Raw genomic sequence first — 19,713 nt, 5'->3', positions numbered from 1 at the left:
GACATCGAACACCGTTCAGGCGATTTTCGCCTGATCCGTGGTCGAAAGCCTGAACCGTGAAGATCACCTGAACGGTGGAAGAGGCGCCGAGCTGCTGGGCTAGCGGCGGGCCTTGGCCGGGGCTTCGCCGTACTCGCCCACGCGGCCGGTGCGCATCACGCGCTCGAGCAGCTGGTCGAACATCCGCGCCATGTCCTGCGCGCTCTCGCCCGGCCAGATGTGCAGGGGCTTCGCTGCGCCCTGGGCCTGCTGCAGCGAGGTGCGCTCGGGCAGCTGCGGGCTGAGCACGAGCGGCCCGAACATGTCGCGCAGCTCCTTGATCCGGAACTGGTGCTCGAGGGACTGCACGCGCGCCCGGTTGACGATGATGCCGAGGGGCTGCAGGCGAGGGGAGAGGCCGCGGCGGATCTCCTCGATGGCACGCAGGGCGCGATCGGCGGCGGCGACGGAGAACAGGCCGGGCTCGGTGACGACGGCGACGCGGTCGCTGGCCGCCCACGCGGTGCGGGTCAGCGCGTTGAGCGACGGGGCGCAGTCGATGAGCACGAGCTCGTAGTCCTGCTCGACGCCGGCGAGCGCCTCTTCGAGCTTCCAGATGTCGCGGATGCTCGGATGTGGGCCGTCGAAGTTGATGGCGGACGGACTGCCGATCATCACGTCGACCTTGCCGGCGCGGCCGCGGGTCCAGCCGCTCGGCGCGATCGCCGCCCGGACGACCTTCTCCTTGGGGGAGGCGAGCACGTCGGCGACGTTGAGGTGACCCTGCACCTGAATGTCCATGCCGGTGGACACGTCGGACTGCGGATCGAGGTCCACCACGAGCGTGCTGAGGCCGCGAGCGAAAGCGGCGGAAGCAAGTCCGAGTGTGACCGTCGTCTTCCCCACGCCCCCCTTGAGAGAGCTGACGCTCAGCACATGCACGGCCCCAACGATACCTTCAGTAGTCTGAGGAAACCTAAACCCCGACGGGCCAGCCGCGCACTCCGTTGAAGGTCGTCCGGGGACGACGAGAGGGCCCTCGTGTTCCGCAAGATCCTCGTGGCGAACCGTGGCGAGATCGCCATCCGGGCATTCCGCGCCGCGTACGAACTGGGCGCCCGGACCGTGGCCGTCTTTCCCTACGAGGACCGCAACTCGATGCATCGGCTCAAGGCCGACGAGTCGTACCAGATCGGCGAGCCGGGCCACCCGGTGCGCGCCTACCTCGACGTCTCGGAGATCATCCGGGTCGCCAAGGAGTCGGGCGCCGACGCCATCTATCCCGGCTACGGATTCCTCAGCGAGAACCCCGACCTGGCCCACGCGGCCAGAGACGCCGGGATCACCTTCATCGGACCCGGCTACGAGGTCCTCGAGATGGCCGGCAACAAGGTCGCCGCCAAGGAGTACGCCATCAAGGCGGGCGTCCCGGTGCTGCAGTCCACCCCTCCGAGCTCCGACATCGACCTGCTGCTCAGCCAGGCCGACGACATCGGCTTCCCCATCTTCGCCAAGGCGGTCGCGGGCGGAGGCGGACGCGGCATGCGCCGGGTGGACAGGAAGGAGGACCTGCGGGCCGCCCTCGAGGCCGCCATGCGCGAGGCGGACAGCGCCTTCGGCGACGCCACCATGTTCCTCGAGCAGGCGGTGCTGCGCCCTCGGCACATCGAGGTGCAGATCCTGGCCGACGCCGCCGGAACCACGGTGCACCTGTTCGAGCGCGACTGCTCGGTGCAGCGCCGCCACCAGAAGGTCGTCGAGATCGCGCCGGCACCCAACCTCACCGACGAGCTGCGGAACGCCCTGCACCGCGACGCCATCAAGTTCGCGGAGTCCATCCACTACGTGAACGCGGGCACCGTCGAGTTCCTCGTCGACACGGTCGGCGACCGCGCCGGCACGCACGTCTTCATCGAGATGAACCCGCGCATCCAGGTCGAGCACACGGTCACCGAAGAGGTCACCGATGTCGACCTGGTGCAGTCGCAGATGCGGATCGCGGCGGGGGAGACCCTGCAGGAGCTCGGCCTCGAGCAGAAGGACATCACGCTCCGGGGTGCCGCTCTGCAGTGCCGGATCACCACGGAGGACCCCGCCCAGGGCTTCCGCCCCGACACCGGCAAGATCACCACCTACCGCTCACCGGGCGGAGCCGGCGTCCGCCTCGACGGCGGCACGGTCGCATCGGGTGCGCAGATCAGCCCGCACTTCGACTCCATGCTCGCCAAGCTCACTTGCCGAGCGCGCGACTTCCCGTCCGCCGTCGCCCGCTCGAAGCGCGCGCTGGCCGAATTCCGGATCCGCGGCGTCACCACCAACATCCCCTTCCTGCAGGCCGTCCTCGACGATCCGTCCTTCGTCGCCGGCGACCTCAGCACGTCGTTCATCGACGAGCGGCCGAACCTGGTGCACGCCCGTCAGTCGAAGGACCGGGGCACCAAGATCCTCAGCTGGCTCGCCGACGTCACGGTCAACCAGCCGAACGGTCCCCGTCCGACCGGAGCGCATCCGGCCAGCAAGCTGCCCGACGTCGACCTCGGCCAGCCCGCTCCGGCCGGCTCCCGTCAGCAGCTGCTCGAGCTCGGCCCCGACGGATTCGCCTCCGCCCTCCGCGCCCAGACCGCGGTCGCGGTCACGGAGACCACCTTCCGCGATGCGCACCAGTCCCTGCTCGCCACCCGGGTTCGCACCCGTGACCTCGTCGCGGTGGCGCCCTACGTCGCTCGGCTGACGCCGCAGCTGCTCTCCGTCGAGGCATGGGGCGGGGCGACCTACGACGTCGCGCTCCGCTTCCTCGGCGAGGACCCATGGGAGCGACTGGCCAAGCTGCGTGAGGCGCTGCCGAACGTCGCCATCCAGATGCTCCTCCGCGGCCGCAACACCGTCGGCTACACCCCCTATCCGACCAAGGTGACCGACGCGTTCGTCCGCGAGGCCGCCGCGACCGGCGTCGACATCTTCCGGATCTTCGACGCCCTCAACGACGTCGACCAGATGCGACCCGCCATCGAGGCGGTCGTCGCGACGGGCACCGCCGTCGCCGAGGTCGCGCTCTGCTACACCGGCGACCTGCTCGACCCGGCAGAGGACCTGTACACACTCGACTACTACCTCGGCCTCGCCGACGAGATCGTGGCGGCCGGCGCGCACATCCTCGCCATCAAGGACATGGCGGGACTGCTGCGCCCGTATGCGGCGAAGCAGCTGGTCACCGCCCTGCGCGACCGCTTCGACCTGCCCGTGCACCTGCACACCCACGACACGGTCGGCGGTCAGCTCGCCACCCTGCTCGCCGCCAGCGAGGCGGGCGTCGACGCCGTCGACGTGGCCAGCGCGTCGATGGCCGGCACGACCAGTCAGGTCTCGGCCTCCGCGCTCGTGGCCGCGCTCGCCCACACCGAGCGCGACACGGGCCTCTCGCTGAAGGCCGTCGCCGACCTCGAGCCCTACTGGGAGGCGGTGCGCGCGCAGTACAGGCCGTTCGAGTCCGGCCTTCCGGGCCCCACCGGGCGCGTCTACCACCACGAGATCCCCGGAGGACAGCTCTCCAACCTGCGCCAGCAGGCGATCGCGCTCGGCCTCGCCGACCGCTTCGAGCTGATCGAGGACCTCTACGCCGCGGCCAACGGCATCCTCGGACGGATCCCCAAGGTCACGCCGTCGTCGAAGGTCGTCGGCGACCTCGCCCTGCACCTCGCCGCCGTCGGGGCGGACCCGAAGGAGTTCGAGGAGAACCCCGGGAGATTCGACATCCCCGACTCCGTCATCGGCTTCATGGCCGGCGAGCTGGGCGATCTGCCGGGCGGATGGCCCGAGCCGTTCCGCAGCAAGGTGCTCGAGGGCAGAACCGTCGACGTCTCGGTCGCCGAGCTCTTCGAGGAGGACAGTGCGGCCCTCGACTCCGACAGTGCGACGGTGCGCGCGACACTCAACCGGCTGCTGTTCCCCGGCCCGACGAAGATCTACGAGCAGATCCGCGAGCAGTACGGCGATCTCTCGGTCGTCGACACCGCCGACTACCTCTACGGCCTCGACCCCGAGCTCGAGCACACGGTGCGGATCGGCAAGGGCGTTCAGCTGTTCGTCGGCCTCGAGGCGATCGGCGAGGCCGATGCCAAGGGCATGCGCACCGTCATGACGACCCTCAACGGCCAGCTGCGTCCGCTCCCCGTGCGGGACAAGAGCATCGCGGTCGACATCACGTCGGCGGAGAAGGCGGACGCCGCCAACCCCGGGCACGTCGCTGCCCCGTTCTCCGGCGTGGTCACCGTCAAGGTGGCCGTCGGCGACGTCGTCACCGCAGGGCAGAGCGTCGCATCCATCGAGGCCATGAAGATGGAAGCGGCCATCACCGTCGGCGTGGCAGGAACGGTGAAGCGGATCGCCATCTCCACCACCCAGCAGGTCGAAGCGGGCGACCTGATCGTGGAGGTCGGTTCGGCCTGACGGCGCAGCGGTCGCCGAGGATCGGGAGCGGAGGATCGGGGCGGGAGCATCGGGGGCGGTGCATCGGGGGCATGGGTCCCGCGCGGCGGTATCACCCGGCACCCCATTTGATACCCCTCAGCGCGCGCCTAACCGCCTGTTGAGATAGGTGTTCTAGGCTGGCGTCGGGTCACCAACTCAACGTCTTCACGCATCAAGTTCTCTGGTCGCATCAACGGAGTAGGAACGGAAGGGCTGTCGCTGTCATGAACAGACGCAAGAAGCCTGAGGCCGCCGGGCAGCTGCTCGAGACCGAGAAGGCCTCCGCCGAGTTCGACGAGCTGGAGTTCGAGCGCCTGCACGGCGAGCTCGCCGAGGAGTCGGATGCCGCACTCGCATCGCGCCTTCCCGACAGCCTCACGGTCACCATCGACATGCCCGCCGAGATCGCCCACGTCGTCCCCGACGACGAGCGCGCCGTGAGCATCGACGACGTCGCCATCGCCCCCACCACTCTTCCCGCCACCCTCACCGGCGAGGTCAACCTGCGCGGCGCCCTCGAGTCGCAGGGACTGCCGACCACGAGCCTGCCCACCACCGGCGGACCCGAGTCGTCCGACGATGGCGACTCGACCCCGCCCGTCGATCCGTCCCCGCGCACCGCGCCGTTCCGTCGCACCGGCAGCGCCTACGACTCGCTGCTGGGCGGCCCGGTCTTCACGAGCCAGCTCGCCGCGACCGGCGAGGTCCCGCGGATGGACCGCCGCAACACCGGCGAGATCCCGCGCGTCGAGACCTTCCGCGCCGACCGCCGCCACAGCACCGGCGAGGTCCCGCGCCTCGAGCCGAGCACTCCGCCCGAGGGCAACCAGATCACCCGCCGCGACCACCTGCGCGGTGCCCGCCAGGAGGGACCCGAGTCGGCATCGATGCTGACCGCAGACCGCCTCATCACCGGGCACGCGAAGCGCCACCTGCCGACCGGTGGCTGGAACAAGTTCGTCTACGCGGTCACCTTCCACCAGCTGAACCTGGGGGATTCCGCCGCAGAGCGGGCCCGCAAGGAGCTCAACACCCGCATCGCCAAGCAGCTCGAGGGCGGCAGTCGCTTCGTGCCGATCCTCACCCGCAAGGGCGGCGTCGGCAAGACCACGGTCACCACCCTGCTCGGGATGGCGCTCGCCACCACCCGCGAGGACCGGATCATCGCGATCGACGCGAACCCCGACCGCGGCACCCTGTCCGAGCGCGTCACCAAGCAGACCCGCGCCACGGTGCGCGACGTCGTGCACCGCGCCGCCAGCATCACGGGATTCACCGACTTCAGCACGCTTGTGTCACGCGATGAGACGCGCCTCGACATCCTCGCGTCGGACACCGACCCGCTGCTGTCCGAGGCGTTCGACGAGAACGACTACAACGTCGTCGCCGACCTCGCGGCCCGCTACTACTCGATCGTGCTCACCGACTGCGGCACCGGCATCGTGCACTCCGTCATGCGGGCGACCCTCAACCGGGCCGACTCCGTGGTCATCGTCTCCGGCGGCAGCGTCGACGAGGCGCGGCTCGCCTCCGAGACCCTCACCTGGCTCGAGGCCAACGGCTACGGCGCGCTCGTCAAGAACGCGATCGTCGCGCTCAACACGGCGACCCAGGGCACCAACCTGGTGAAGCTCGACGAGATTGAGTCGCACTTCAAGTCGCGAGTCCGCGACATCGTCCGGATCCCGTACGACCCGCTGCTCGCGGCGGGCTCGGTGGTCAGCTACAAGGACCTCAAGCAGGTGACCAAGGATGCCGCGCGCACCCTCGCCGGTCTCGTGCTCGACGGTCTGCCCGCGCGCCGAGGTGCCTGAGCGGCCGATCCGGCTCTTCGGCGATCCGGTACTGAAGACGCCGTCGGCGCCCATCGGGCCGATCGACGACCGCGTGCGCGGCCTCGTCGCCGACCTCGTCGACTCGGTGCGGATCCCCGGCCGGGCCGGGGTGGCGGCATCGCAGATCGGCGTCAACCTGCGGGCGTTCAGCTACAACGTCGACGAGGTCGTCGGATACCTGATCAATCCGGTGATCACCGAGCTGAGCGGCGAGCCAGAGCTCGAGGGCGAGGGCTGCCTGTCCGTCCCCGGACTCTGGTACCCGGTGCTGCGGTATCCCACCGCCCGGGCGACCGGAATCGACCTCGATGGCAACACCGTCGAAGTGGTGGGCGAGGGCCTGTTGGCTCAAGCGCTGCAGCACGAGGTCGATCACCTCGACGGCAAGCTCTACCTCGACCGCCTCGACAAGGACAACCGCCGCGACGCCATGCGCGAGATCCGCGAGAGTGATTGGTTCTGACGGTCCCGGGACGCGCCAGCGTTCCAGGCCGTCATGCTGAGCGGTCGCGCACGCTTGCGCGACCGGACGAAGCATGGCCCGCGGACGCGCCAGCGTTCGCAGGCTCAATGGTGAGTAGTCGCGCACTGGGCCCACGGCGCACGCTTGCGCCGGGGATAGCGCGACGTATCGAACCATGGTCCCGGGACGCGCCAGCGTTCCAGACCGTCATGCTGAGCGGTCGCGCACGCTGGCGCGACCGGACGAAGCATGGCCCCGCGGACGCGCCAGCGTTCGCAGCCCTAGTGGTGAGTAGTCGCGCACGCCTGCGCGACGTATCGAACCATTGGCCGTGGTCCGGTCGAGCAGTCCAGCTGACGGACCGCAGATGGACGAATTCAGGTCAAGGGCGCTCTGGACGGTCCGTGGGACGTGCCGTCGGGTGAATCCGTCGCGTTCCCGGATGGCGTTCGTTGGTGACGTGAGGCGGATGGTGGGTGCGGCGCTGGCGATGTGACGCGAATGGTGGGTGCTCGGCGCGAACACCCACCATTCGGGTCAACTCACCGACTGCTCGCTCACAACGCGACGCTGCGGACAAAACGCGGGCGGGTACCAGCGCGTTTTGTCCGCAGCGTCGCGTTGAGTCCGCGGCGTCGCGGTCAGTGGGCGGCGGCTGCCTCGGGCTTGGCGGGCTTGTCGTCGTCCTTGTGGCCGCTGTAGAGCGCGTCGATCTCAGTCGCGAAGTCCTTCACGATAACGTGGCGCTTCGTCTTCAGCGTCGGCGTGAGGTGCCCGCTCGCCTCCGTCAGCTCGACCGGCAGCAGAGCGAACTTGCGGATCGACTCCGCGCGGGAGACGTGGCTGTTGGCCAGGTCGACGGCGCGCTGGATCTCGGCGAGCACCGCCGGATCCTTCGCCGCCTTCTCGAGCGACATCGATCCGTCGTGGCCGTTGTTCTTGAGCCAGGTGGGCAGCATCTCGGGATCGAGCGTCACCAGAGCGGCGATGAACGGCTTCTGGTCGCCGATGACGACGACCTGGCCGACGATCGGGTTGGCGCGGATCGGGTCCTCGAGCGCGGCGGGGGAGACGTTCTTGCCGCCGGCGGTGACGATGAGCTCCTTGCGCCGACCGGTGATCTTGAGGTGGCCGTCGGAGTCGAACTCGCCGATGTCGCCGGTCTTGAACCACTCGCCGTCGAACGCCTCGGCGGTGGCCTTCTCGTTCTTCCAGTACTCGCGGAAGAGGTTGATGCCCTTCGTCTCGATCTCGCCGTCGTCGGTGATCCGGATGGAGACGCCCGGCAGCGCGGGACCCACGCTGCCGATCTTGAAGCTGCTCGGCCGGCCGACCGTCATGGGCGCCGTGGTCTCGGTGAGGCCGTAGCCCTCGAGGATCTTCACGTTGAGGCTGCGGTAGAAGTGCCCGAGCCGCTCGCCGAGCGGCGCGGATCCGGACACGGCGAACGAGACCCGGCCGCCGAGCGTCGCCTTGAGCTTGCTGTAGACGAGGCGATCGAAGACCGCGAACTTGATCCGCAGGCCCAGGGGCACCGAGCCGGCATCGAGCGCCTTGGAGTGGGCGATGGCGACGTCGACGGCCTGGTTGAAGATCTTGCTCTTGCCGCCGGCCGCCGCCTTCTGCTCGGCGGAGTTGTAGACCTTCTCGAACACCCGGGGCACCGCGAGCAGGAAGGTCGGGTGGAACGAGCCCAGCGACTCGACCAGCTTGGTGGTGTCGGGCTGGTGGCCGACCTTGACGCCGCCGTGCACGCTGAGCACCGCGATGAACCGGGCGAAGATGTGCGCCGTCGGGATGAACAGCAGCGTCGCCGAGTTCGTGTTCACGACCTCAGGGATGGCGGCCGCGGCGTTGCGGCTCAGCTCGACGAAGTTGCGATGGGTGAGCACGCAGCCCTTGGGCGTGCCCGTCGTGCCGGACGTGTAGATGATGGTGGCGATGTCGGCCTCGGTGGCCGAGGTGCGGCGCTCCTCGAGCACCTCATCCGTGATCCCCGTGCCCGACTGGGAGAGCTTCGCGATGTCGCCGCGATCGATCTGCCAGACGTGCGTGACGTCGGGGAGCTCGGGGTGCACCTCATCGAACCGGGCGAACTGGTCGGGGCCCTCCACGAAGATCGCGATCGCCCCGGAGTCGCTGAGGTTCCACTGCACCTGCCAGGGGGAGGAGGTCTCGTAGACCGGCACGACCAGGGCTCCGGCGAACCAGGCGGCGAAGTCGATCAGCGTCCACTCGTAGCGCGTGCGCGCCATCAGGCCGATCTTGTCGCCGGGCTTGATGCCCGCGGCGATGAAGCCCTTGGCGAGGGCTCGGACCTGCTCGAGATAGTCGCGCGCGGTGACGTCCTCCCAGACGTCGCCCTTCTGGATGCCGAACAGCACGCAGTCGGGAGTCGCGGCGACCCGGTCGAGCAGGAGATCCGTCGCGTTGGCGGACGGCGTCTCTGCGGTCATGGTGGGCGCGTCGATCTGGCGCACGGCGACTCCTTCGTAACCGGATAACGGTGCACCGAGTCTACCGTGCGAGCATCCCTCGCGTCCGGAGGGCGCAGGAAGCATTCTCAGCGCCCATCAGGAGGTTAGGCTCGTCGCGTGCAAGCGATCGGGATCGATATCGGCGGAACGAAGATCGCCGGAGCAGTCGTCGATGAGCTCGGGGCCATCCTGATGGAGGACCGCGTGCCGACTCCCGCGGGAGACAGCGCGCTGCTCGAGGATGCCGTGGTCGCGATGGTGCAGCGGCTGAGCGCCGACCGGCAGATCGCCGCCGTGGGAGTCGCAGCCGCCGGCTTCATCGACGCGAGCCAGTCGCTCGTCTACTACGCACCGAACATCGCCTGGCGGCACGAGCCCTTCCGCGAGAAGCTCGAAGCGCGCCTGCACCTGCCGATCATCATCGAGAACGACGCGAACGCCGCCGGATGGGCTGAGTTCCGGTTCGGCGCAGGCCGCCTCTCGAGCGACATGGTCATGCTCACCATCGGCACCGGGGTGGGCGGAGCGATCGTGCACCAGGACCGCCTGTTCCGCGGAGGGTTCGGCGCCGCGGCCGAGCTCGGTCACATGCGCGTCGTGCCCGGCGGACTGCCCTGCGGCTGCGGCGCGCACGGCTGCATCGAGCAGTACGGCTCCGGCCGGGCACTGCTGCGGATGGCGGGCGAGATCGCCGACGCCGGCGGGATCGGACTGGGCCTCGCTGCCGCCCGCGAGCGGGACGAGGTGCTCACGGGATCCGCCGTCAGCGCCCTCATCCAGGAGGGCGATCCGGGAGCCCTCGCCGCGCTGCGGACGCTCGGCGGTTGGCTCGGAGAGGCGTGCGCCAGTCTCGCCGCCGTGCTCGACCCTCAGGTGTTCGTCTTCGGCGGAGGTGTCGCGCAGGCCGGCGACCTGCTGCTCGACCCCATCCGCGCCGCCTATCTCAACGTGCTGCCGGCGCGCGGCTATCACCCCGAGCCCGAGTTCCGGATCGCGGAGCTCGTCAACGACGCCGGCGTGGTGGGCGCCGCCGACCTCGCCCGCGCCCACTTCACCGTGCCGGGCGACCCCGACGCCTACTCGGGCGGCCAGGTCCTCTGACCCGCACCGCTCCGAGCCACCCCTCGGAGTGCGCGCTCCCGTAGGCTGGCGCGATGCTGGTCTTCTACTGGGTGCTGAAGAACATCCTCGTCGGGCCGTTCGTCAAGCGGACGTTCAACGCGTGGGTGGTCGGCCAGGAGAACGTGCCCAAGAAGGGCGCCGCGATCCTCGCGAGCAATCACCTCTCCTTCATGGACTCGATCGTCCTGCCGCTCGAGCTCAAGCGTCGGATCTCCTTCCTCGCGAAGTCCGAGTACTTCACGGGCAAGGGGATCAAGGGCTGGGCGATCCGCACCTTCATGCTCGGCACCGGGCAGCTGCCCATCGACCGCTCCGGCGGCCGGGCCTCCGAGGCGGCTCTCGACACAGGGCTCGCGGTGCTCGCGCGCGGCGAGCTGCTCGGCATCTATCCCGAGGGGACGCGCTCCGGCGACGGCAAGCTGTATCGCGGTCGCACCGGCGTCGCGCGGATGATCCTCGAGGGCCAGGTGCCCGTGATCCCCGTCGCGATGATGGACACGGAGAAGGCCATGCCCGTCGGCAGCAAGATCCCCAAGGTCCGCCGGGTTGGCATGGTCATCGGCAAGCCACTAGATTTCTCACGCTTCGCCGGGCTCGAGGGCGACCGCTTCATCCTCCGCTCCATCACCGACGAGATCATGTACGAGCTCGCCAAGCTGAGCGGCCAGGAATACGTGGACGTCTACGCCTCTTCTGTGAAGGGGACGCCGAAGGGCGCGACGGCGAAGGGAGCGGCGGCCACGAAGGCCGCCTCCTCCAGCGGACCGACCGCTCGCTGACGCAGCACCCCGATCCAGGCTCAAAGAGCACCCGCTGACGCGATCTCCGGTCAGCACCATCCGTCAGGACCCGACACCGGGTCCCACCGTTAGGACCACCGTGGCCCAGCCCACCGAATCGATCGTCTCAGCCAGCCCCGAGGTCCTCGCCGGACTCGACCACTGGCGGACGCTCCCCATCAAGCAGCAGCCCGACTGGGGCGACGGCACCGCGCTGGCCGCCGCATCGGAGGAGCTCTCCGTCCTGCCGCCGCTGATCTTCGCCGGTGAGGCCGATCAGCTGCGCAACCGGCTCGCCGCAGCGGCCGCAGGGCAGGCGTTCGTGCTGCAGGGCGGCGACTGCGCCGAGACCTTCGCCGGCGCGACAGCTGCCCAGATCCGCGAGCGGGTGAAGACCATCCTGCAGATGGCCGTGGTGCTGACCTACGGCGCCTCGGTGCCCGTGGTGAAGATGGGGCGGATGGCCGGCCAGTTCGCCAAGCCCCGCTCCTCGAACACGGAGACCCGGGGCGAGATCACCCTCCCCGCCTACCGCGGGGATCACGTCAACGGCTACGACTTCACCCCGGAGTCGCGCGCCGCCGACCCCGGCCGGCTGGTCAAGGGCTACCACACGGCGGCCAGCACCCTCAATCTCGTCCGCGCCTTCACCCAGGGCGGATTCGCGAGCCTCAAGGAGGTGCACAGCTGGAACAAGGGCTTCGCCGCCAATCCCGCCAATGCCCGCTACGAGGGTCTCGCCCGCGACATCGACCGCGCCATCCGCTTCATGGAGGCGGCCGGTGCCGACTTCGACGAGCTGAAGCGCGTGGAGTTCTACACCGCGCACGAGGGCCTGCTGATGGACTACGAGCGTCCGATGACCCGGATCGACTCACGCAACGGGACCCCGGTCGACACGTCGGCGCACTTCCTCTGGATCGGCGAGCGCACCCGCGATCTCGATGGCGCGCACGTCGACTTCTTCTCCCGCATCCGCAACCCCATCGGAGTCAAGCTCGGCCCATCGACGACGCCCGAGACGATGGAGCGGCTCATCGACAAGCTCGACCCCGACCGCGAGCCGGGTCGCCTGACCTTCATCGCCCGGATGGGCGCGGGCAAGGTGCGCGACGCGTTGCCGCCGCTGCTCGAGCATGTCAAGACGCTCGACGCGACCCCGCTTTGGATCACCGATCCGATGCATGGCAACGGCGTCACCACGCCGACGGGCTACAAGACCCGGCGCTTCGACGACATCGTCGACGAGGTCAAGGGCTTCTTCGAGGCGCATCGCGCGGTCGGCACCCACCCGGGCGGGCTGCACGTGGAGCTCACCGGCGACGATGTCACCGAGTGCCTCGGCGGATCGGAGCACATCGACGAGGCGACCCTCGCGACGCGCTACGAGAGCCTCTGCGACCCGCGGCTCAATCACATGCAGAGCCTCGAGCTCGCCTTCCTGGTCGCCGAGGAGCTCTCCGCCTGACCCCGCTCCGCACGGCGGATCCTTCGGTGGTCGAGTAGGGCGTTCACGCCCGTATCGAGGCCCTCGGATACTCGGTGGTCGGGTAGGGCGTTCACGCCCGTATCGAGGCCCTCGGGGATTAGAGAGTGGCGGTGAGGGTGACCGTGACGGTCGAGCCGCGGAGCACGGACTCGCCCTCGCCCGGATCGACGCTCGCGACCTGCACATTCGTCAGGCTGTCGGCGGCGGTCTGGTAGCTCGGCTCCAGTCCCGCGTCGATAAGCGCCTGCTTGGCGGTCACCCACGGGGTGCCGACGACCGCCGGGACGACGACCAGGTCCTGGCCCTTCGAGACGACGAGGGTGACCGATCCGCCGTCGGTGAGGACGACCGGGTTGCCGTCGGCGTCGACGGGGTCGTCCATCGAGATCACGTTGCCGGAGAGCACATCTCCGCTGTCGTCGAACTGGCGGGTGCGCTCGGTGGCGGTGATGCCCACCGCCGCGAGCTTCTGGATCGCCTCCGCGACCGGCAGGCCGGCGACATCCGGCACGGGGCCGAGCGAGACGCGGAGCCGCAGCGTGCCGTGGTCGGCGTAGTTGGATCCGCCCGGCACATCGGTCGTTCCCTGCGCGTCGAGGATCTGCAGGACGGTGCCCGCGGCGCTCGAATCGAACTGCTTGATCGACTCGCCGACGGAGAAGTCCGCGGCGAGCGACTTGTTCGCGGCGTCCTCGGACTGGCCGACGACGGTGGGCACGGGAAGCGGCTCGGGGCCCTTGGACACGATGAGGGTGATCACCGAGTCGCGGGCGCCGCTGCTGCCGGCGGGTGGATCGGTGCTCGAGACGGAGCCTGCGGGCACCTGATAGTCGAAGGCCTGCTGCTGCTCCGTGCTCACGGTGAAGCCGGCCTCGGTCAGCTCGGTCGTCGCCGCCTCCACCGTGCTTCCGGAGACGGACGAGACGGTGAGCATGGCCCCGGGGCCCGAGCCGAAGTACCAGCCGGTGCCGACGGCCGCGCCGACGAGCACGAGGACGAGGCCGAACAGCCAGAAGCCGCGCCGCTTCCCGCGGTGGGTCTCGGTCGCGAGCCGGTTGGCGGTCTCGAGGGCGATCGGCCCGGTCCGCCTGCTGCGGGTGAGGACGTTGGTCTCGGCGGCCTGCGCCGCGATGCTTCCGGTGCTCGCGGCGGCGCCGGAGGGGATGACCGAGGTGCGACCCGTCGCGGGGCCGGTGGGACGGCCTTCGCGGATGACGTTCTGGGTCTCGAAGAGCTGGTCGAGCATCGCGCGAGCGTCGCGCGGCCGGTGCTCGGGGTCGCGCGCTGTCGCCCAGAGCACCAGCTCGTCGAGCGCGGCGGGGACGGCGTGGTTCTTGCTGCTCGGCATCGGCACGGAGTCGTTCGCGTGCTGGTAGGCGATCTGCACGGGCTGGTCGCCCTTGAACGGCTGGTCGCCGACGAGCATCTCGAACATCATGATGCCGACGGCGTAGATGTCGCTGCGGGTGTCGGCGATGCCGCGGGTCACGAGCTCGGGGGAGAGGTAGGCGATCGTGCCGAGCAGTGCCTGGCCGCTCGCGGTGTTGGCCGTCGCGGCGCGGGCGAGACCGAAGTCGCCGATCTTGATGCGCCCGTCGTCGGCCAGCAGGACGTTCTCGGGCTTGAGGTCGCGATGCACGATGCCGGCCTTGTGCGCGGCGGCGAGGCCGGCGAGCACGGACTCCATGATGTCCATGGTCTGCTCGGGCGTGAGCTTGCCGTACTCCTTGAGCAGGTCGCGCAGAGTGATGCCCTGCAGGTACTCCATGACCAGGTAGGCCATGTCGGAGTCCTGGCCCTGGTCGAAGACGTTGACGACGTTCGGGTGCGAGAGGCGGGCGGCGGACCGGGCCTCCTGGATGAAGCGGTCGCGGAAGGCGGCGTCGTCGGCGAGGTGGCCGTGCATCACCTTGATGGCGACCCGGCGCTCGAGCCGCAGATCGGTGGCGAGGTACACCGTTGCCATGCCGCCGCGAGCGATGCGGGCACGGATCTGGTACCGCCCGTCAACGAGGCGGCCGACCATGGGGTCGATCTGGCTCGTGCTCACCTGATGAGTGTACGAAGCCCCCTCGGACACCGACCCCCGGCACGCCGCGTTGAGATGCCCGGCAGCCCGTATGGGGGTGGTCAGGCACGCGGATGCATCGAGAGTTCCCGGTTCATGGCATTGTTGTGGCGTGAGTTCGCCCAAAGACCGCGAATGGGTCACCCTTCCCGACCTCGCCGAGAGATTCTCCCTTCCGATCGGCAAAGTCCGTCGGCTGCTCGAGGAACGACATCTGATCGGTCTCCGCATCGACGGGGTGCTCCGCGTTCCTGTGGAGTTCCTCGACGACGAGGGGCCCCTCCAGGACCTGCGGGGCACGATCATCCTGCTCGGCGACAACGGCTTCTCCGACGATGAGGCGGTCGACTGGCTGCTCTCCGCGGAGGACAGCCTGGGCGGCGCGACGCCGGTCGATGCCCTGCGCGCGGGCCGCAAGGCCGAGGTCAGAAGGGTCGCCCAGGCCCTCGCCTGAGTCCCGCGGCGCGCAACGCGCCCGCAGGGACAAAACGCGCTGGCACCCGGACGCGTTTTGTCCGCAGCTCCGCGTGGTGTCCGCATCTACGCGTGGTGACCGGCCCGACTGACGCTGCCCGACCCGGCACTCACGCCATCCCCAGCCGCCTTGGACGCAACCACTTACCCAGGGCGACCCGCACGACCCACCAGGCTGCAGTATCGGGCCCGCCGCGGACCTCAGGAGGCGCGGTCGGTGGCGGCGCGCATGAGGGACGCCAGCTGCGCCTTGGCCGGTGCGGTCAGCGGGGCGCGTTCCAGGGCGAGGGACGCGCGAAGCACGTTGTCCTCGATCATCCGCTCGACCTTCTCGACGGCGCCGCTGCGGTGGATGCTCTCCTGCAGCAGCGCGATCTGGTCCTCCTCGAGCTCCCGATCGCCGAGCAGCTCGTCCATCAGGTGGCGGGACGTAGTCGGCATGGCGGTGCGGGCGAGGGTGATCAGCACGGTCCGCTTGCCCTCACGGAGGTCGTCGCCCGACGGCTTCCCGGTGATCGCCGCGTCGCCGAAGACGCCGAGCAGGTCGTCGCGCAGCTGGAAGGCGATGCCGAGCGGCACACCGAACTGGCGCAGCGAGTCGATCTGATGGTCGGTCCCTCCGCCGAGCGAGGCACCGAGCACGAGCGGCGCCTCCACGGAGTACTTGGCGGACTTGTAGAGGATCACCCGCTGGGCGCGGGGGAGGGCGTCCTCGTCGTCGACGGTCGGCCAGGCGCGCTCCTCGACGAGGTCGAGGTACTGGCCCGCGGTGACGTCGATCCGCATCTGCTCCCACTCGGCGCGAGCGGCGAAGGCTGCATCCCGGTCATCGGTGTAGAGCAGGCCCTCCGTCATCAGGTCGTCGCTCCAGGTGAGCAGCAGGTCGCCGAACAGGATCGCGGCCGCCGTGCCGAAGGAGACGGGATCGCCGGCCCATCTGCTCTCTTGATGCAGTCTCTCGAAGCGGCGATGCGCCGACGGCGCACCCCGCCGGGTGTCTGAGCTGTCGATCAGATCGTCGTGCACGAGGGCCGCGGCGTGGAAGACCTCGATCGCGCTGGCGAGCGAGACGATGCCCTCCAGCTCGACCTCCGACGGACCGTTCCCGAGCTCGGGCATCGGATCGAACGACGCCCCGCGGACCCCCTGCCAGCCCCAGTAGGCGAACAGCGCTCTGAACCGCTTGCCACCTCTGAGAAACTGCCGCGAAAAGGCCCCGAACGGGGCGACCTCCTCCGCGATTCCGGAAAGAATCAGAGAGCGGTCATCGATCAATCGATCCAGTCTCGACTGGACCAGGTCGACCAGGCGGGCGCTCTCGATCACACTGCCTAGCCTAGCCACGGCCAGGCGGCTACAATTTGGCTCTACCACGGGCCCGAACACCGGCAACAACGCCGACGGTGAGGAGCAGGACATGCCGCTCTCTGAGCAGGAACAGCGTCTTCTGGATGAAATGGAGCGAAGCCTCTACCAGAACGACGCGGACTTCGTCGCGTCTGTAGGAGGTGCAGCGCGAGGTCGGATGAGCTACACGTCCCTGGTCTCGGGCATCCTGCTCGCTGTCGGCGGCGTCGTCGTGCTCGTGGCAGGTGTCGTGTTCCGCCAGCCGTTCATCGGCGTCCTGGGCTTCGCGCTGATGTTCGCCGGCGTCCTCGTGGCCATCGGCTCGCCGCGCAAGTCCTCCACTCCGCACCACCTGCGCCCCGGATCGGGCCCCGCGCCCGCCGGACGTCGGTCGAAGTCGTCCTCCTCGTTCATGGATCGCCTCAACGAGCGCTGGGACAAGCGCCAGGGTGGCGGCCTGCGCTAGCCGGGAGCCCACTCCACTTCGCACCACTCTTCGACGAACAGCCGACCTTCGGGTCGGCTGTTCGTCATTTAACGACCGTTTTCCGCGACGTCATCGCCTGCCGCGGTCTGTCGATCCGGCATCGGTGCATTCCCGCGCTCCACTTCGCTCCCCGCAATACGGCGGGGCAGTTCCGCGGATTTCCGGGCGACGCGGCGCGCCACATCGTGCCTGACCCGCCCTCGGGGGGTACGCCCGCTATGGTGGGTGGACCGCAGTGGAGTAAAGTGGAGGGAGTTGGGGCACCAGGGATCGGTGGCCCGCACAGGCACCGCGGAGGGGATGGCGCTGGATGTTGCTCGGCACCTACACCCCGAAGCTCGACGAGAAGGGCCGCATCATCCTTCCCGCCAAGTTCCGCGATGAGTTCGAAGGCGGCGTCGTCATGACGCGTGGCCAGGAGCGCTGCGTCTACGTGTTCAGCGAGACCGAATTCGAGACGTTCGCCGATGGAATCCGCAGGGTGCCCGTCGGCAGCAAGCAGGGCCGCGACTTCCTCCGTCTGCTCCTCTCCGGAGCGCAGTCGGAGCAGCCCGACCGCCAGAACCGCATGACCATCCCGCAGAGCCTCCGCTCGTACGCGGGACTCGATCGCGACCTCGTCGTGATCGGAGCGGGCAACCGCGCAGAGATCTGGGACGCGCAGGCATGGGATGCCTACGTGACCGCCAACGAGGAGGACTTCTCGAACACCGCGGAGGAGGTGATTCCGGGACTTTTCTAGGCCACGCGCAGGATGCGCACGGCCTTCGCCCTCTCGCACGACCTCCAGCCGATCGATCGCCTTGACACACTTCCCCGGTGTCAAGTCGATCGAGCGGATGGGGATCGAGCGAGAGGGATCCTGGAGATCATGGAAGAGACTCCGCAGCACACCCCTGTCCTGCTCGAGCGCACGCTCGAGCTGCTGGCGCCCGGCATCGAGCGCATCGCAGCCACCGGCATCGTCCCGGTCCTGATCGATGGAACCCTCGGCCTGGGCGGCCATTCCGAAGCGATGCTCAGCCGCTTCCCGGACGCCCGCCTCGTCGGCATCGACCGCGACACCAGCGCCCTCGAGCTCTCCCGCGCCCGGCTCGCGCCCTTCGGTGACCGATTCATCGGCGTGCACGCCGTCTACGACGAGATCGGCGAGATCGCCGCCGAGCACGCCCCCGACGGAGTGGCCGGCATCCTGCTCGACCTCGGCGTCTCCTCGATGCAGCTCGACCTCGCCGAGCGCGGCTTCGCCTACTCCAAGGACGCCCCGCTCGACATGCGGATGGACACCACCCGCGGCATCACCGCAGCAGAGATCATCGCCGAGTACAGCGAGTTCGAGCTGCGCCGGATCTTCCAGGAGTACGGCGAGGAGAAGCTGGCGGGTCGCTACGCCCGCAAGATCGTCCAGCGTCGCGCGGAGCGTCCCTTCACCCGCTCTGCGGACTTCGTCCAGCTCATCGCCGACGCCACGCCCGCCGCCGTGCAGCGCGCCGGACATCCCGCCAAGCGGGTATTCCAGGCGCTCCGCATCGAGGTCAACGGCGAGCTGGCCGCCCTCGAGGCGGCCGTTCCCGCGGCCCTCGACTCCCTCGCGATCGGCGGCCGGATCGTCGTGCTCGCCTACCAGTCGCTCGAAGACCGCATCGTCAAGCAGGAGCTCCAGCGCCGCTCGTCCTCGACAGCACCCGCCGGCCTGCCCGTCGAGCTGCCCGAGCACCGGCCGGAGTTCAGCCTGCTCGTCCGCGGCGCGGGCCGCGCCACCGAGCAGGAGATGGCCGAGAATCCGCGTGCCACCCCGGTCCGGCTGCGTGCCGCCGAACGGCTGCGCATTCCGGAACGCGGTTCCGAACGGCGCTCGGACTCACGCTCCGACTCCCGCCCCGACGCGCGCTCCACGGATTCCGCCCGCGGCCGCCGACCCGCCCGCCCGCCGAGACCCGAGAGAGCATCATGAGCAGCAGCGTCGCCTACTCGCCCGTCCGTCGGCCGCTCGGCGCATTCGGTCAGACCGGGCCGGCTCTCGGAGCATCGGCATCCGGGCCTGCATCGGCGTCCGCCTCCGTCGCCTCCGGAGTCGCGGTCGATCTGCCCGGCCTGGACACGCTGCTCGATCCGTTCGTGCAGCCCATCCGACGCATCTCGATCGTCGCCGCACGCGCCAACCGCCGCGCGCGACCCAAGGTCTTCTACGCCGCCGTCATCGTGGCCGGCCTCGGGGTCGTCATGCTCTCGCAGCTGATGATGAGCATCGCCCTGTCCGACGGCGCCTACACGATCAACCGGCTGATGTCGGATCAGAAGTCGCAGGCCCGCTCGATCCAAGCGCTGACCGAGGAGCTCGGCACGCTCTCCTCTCCGCAGAACCTCGCCGCGAACGCCGAGTCGCTGGGCATGGTGCAGAACACCAACCCCGTCTGGCTCCGGATGTCGGATGGCGCCGTCATCGGCACCCCGACCGCGGCGGCCCCCGGGACGGGCGCCATCGGCGCCGCCGGCTCCCAGGTGCCCAACGAGCTGCTCACCGGCATCCCGCTGGTCACCGGGCAGTAGCGCGAGCGCACCGGCGCCCCAGACGGTGGCGAGGCCGACGGTGGCGAGGCTGATGGTGGCTCGGCGAGCGATGCGAGCCGCTGACGCCCCCTTCTCGACACCCCATCCCGGTTCCCGGCCGCTGGAGAGCCCGCCGGTACCGTGGAACGGCCGCCAGCTGCGGCGGACGGACGATC

Annotated in this window: 15 protein-coding genes; 11 read left to right on the top strand and 4 right to left on the bottom strand. The window is 69.5% G+C overall.

What is annotated here, in order from left to right; all coding sequences use genetic code 11:
* Positions 1-99: 99 nt before the first annotated feature.
* Complete coding sequence (locus E6C64_RS03855; protein WP_136426261.1) at positions 100-921, bottom strand: ParA family protein; 822 nt, start codon at positions 919-921, stop codon at positions 100-102.
* Positions 922-1,020: 99 nt separating this feature from the next.
* On the opposite strand from E6C64_RS03855, the gene E6C64_RS03850 reads away from it, so the two are divergent.
* From E6C64_RS03850 to E6C64_RS03840, 3 genes are all read left to right on the top strand, one after another.
* Positions 1,021-4,425 carry a pyruvate carboxylase gene (locus E6C64_RS03850; protein WP_136426260.1) on the top strand — a complete coding sequence of 1,135 codons (3,405 nt, stop codon included), beginning with the start codon at positions 1,021-1,023 and terminating at the stop codon, positions 4,423-4,425.
* Positions 4,426-4,670: 245 nt separating this feature from the next.
* Positions 4,671-6,260: a MinD/ParA family ATP-binding protein gene (locus E6C64_RS19335; protein WP_233255438.1), complete on the top strand. Its 1,590-nt coding sequence runs from the start codon at positions 4,671-4,673 to the stop codon at positions 6,258-6,260.
* The gene (locus E6C64_RS03840; RefSeq protein WP_136426412.1) at positions 6,253-6,744 is read left to right on the top strand and encodes a peptide deformylase; all 492 of its coding nucleotides are present in this window, start codon (positions 6,253-6,255) and stop codon (positions 6,742-6,744) included. The genes E6C64_RS19335 and E6C64_RS03840 overlap by 8 nt, the downstream gene beginning before the upstream one ends.
* 641 nt (positions 6,745-7,385) lie before the next feature.
* Here E6C64_RS03840 and E6C64_RS03835 read toward each other — a convergent pair.
* On the bottom strand, positions 7,386-9,224 hold the full coding sequence (locus E6C64_RS03835; RefSeq protein ID WP_438941832.1) for an AMP-dependent synthetase/ligase: 1,839 nt from the start codon (positions 9,222-9,224) through the stop codon (positions 7,386-7,388).
* 114 nt (positions 9,225-9,338) lie between these two features.
* Here E6C64_RS03835 and E6C64_RS03830 point away from each other — a divergent pair, with 114 nt between their 5' ends.
* From E6C64_RS03830 to E6C64_RS03820, 3 genes are all read left to right on the top strand, one after another.
* Entirely contained in the window at positions 9,339-10,322 is a 984-nt protein-coding gene (locus E6C64_RS03830) for an ROK family glucokinase (RefSeq protein ID WP_136426259.1), read from the top strand.
* Positions 10,323-10,375: 53 nt separating this feature from the next.
* The gene (locus E6C64_RS03825) at positions 10,376-11,122 is read left to right on the top strand and encodes a lysophospholipid acyltransferase family protein (protein WP_136426258.1); all 747 of its coding nucleotides are present in this window, start codon (positions 10,376-10,378) and stop codon (positions 11,120-11,122) included.
* A gap of 100 nt (positions 11,123-11,222) precedes the next feature.
* A complete protein-coding gene (locus E6C64_RS03820) occupies positions 11,223-12,590 on the top strand; it encodes a class II 3-deoxy-7-phosphoheptulonate synthase (RefSeq protein WP_136426257.1) in 1,368 nt (455 codons plus the stop codon).
* Between the two features lie 118 nt (positions 12,591-12,708).
* Here the strand turns inward: E6C64_RS03820 and pknB are convergent, their stop codons facing one another.
* Entirely contained in the window at positions 12,709-14,661 is a 1,953-nt protein-coding gene (gene pknB / locus E6C64_RS03815) for a Stk1 family PASTA domain-containing Ser/Thr kinase (protein WP_136426256.1), read from the bottom strand.
* A gap of 130 nt (positions 14,662-14,791) precedes the next feature.
* Between pknB and E6C64_RS03810 the strand changes: the two genes are divergently transcribed.
* Positions 14,792-15,133, top strand: a complete 342-nt coding sequence (locus E6C64_RS03810) for an Rv2175c family DNA-binding protein (RefSeq protein WP_136426255.1) — start codon at positions 14,792-14,794, stop codon at positions 15,131-15,133.
* Positions 15,134-15,354: 221 nt separating this feature from the next.
* On the opposite strand, the gene E6C64_RS03805 is transcribed toward E6C64_RS03810, so the two are convergent.
* Positions 15,355-16,479, bottom strand: coding sequence for a polyprenyl synthetase family protein (locus tag E6C64_RS03805; RefSeq protein WP_136426254.1), 1,125 nt, complete (start codon positions 16,477-16,479; stop codon positions 15,355-15,357).
* A 91-nt stretch (positions 16,480-16,570) separates the two neighbouring features.
* Here E6C64_RS03805 and E6C64_RS03800 point away from each other — a divergent pair, with 91 nt between their 5' ends.
* The 4 genes from E6C64_RS03800 (at position 16,571) to ftsL (ending at position 19,537) form a co-directional block, all read left to right on the top strand.
* Positions 16,571-16,966, top strand: a complete 396-nt coding sequence (locus E6C64_RS03800; RefSeq protein WP_136426253.1) for an SCO2097 family morphological protein — start codon at positions 16,571-16,573, stop codon at positions 16,964-16,966.
* A 331-nt stretch (positions 16,967-17,297) separates the two neighbouring features.
* Positions 17,298-17,729: a division/cell wall cluster transcriptional repressor MraZ gene (mraZ, locus tag E6C64_RS03795; protein WP_136426252.1), complete on the top strand. Its 432-nt coding sequence runs from the start codon at positions 17,298-17,300 to the stop codon at positions 17,727-17,729.
* A gap of 129 nt (positions 17,730-17,858) precedes the next feature.
* Complete coding sequence (rsmH, locus tag E6C64_RS03790; protein WP_136426251.1) at positions 17,859-18,941, top strand: 16S rRNA (cytosine(1402)-N(4))-methyltransferase RsmH; 1,083 nt, start codon at positions 17,859-17,861, stop codon at positions 18,939-18,941.
* A complete protein-coding gene (gene ftsL / locus E6C64_RS03785) occupies positions 18,938-19,537 on the top strand; it encodes a cell division protein FtsL (RefSeq protein WP_136426250.1) in 600 nt (199 codons plus the stop codon). The genes rsmH and ftsL overlap by 4 nt, the downstream gene beginning before the upstream one ends.
* Positions 19,538-19,713 lie beyond the last annotated feature (176 nt).

This window comes from Naasia lichenicola (assembly GCF_004801885.1).
GTDB classification, from domain to species: Bacteria; Actinomycetota; Actinomycetes; order Actinomycetales; family Microbacteriaceae; genus Naasia; species Naasia lichenicola.
This window is presented reverse-complemented; position numbering and strand designations above follow the sequence as displayed.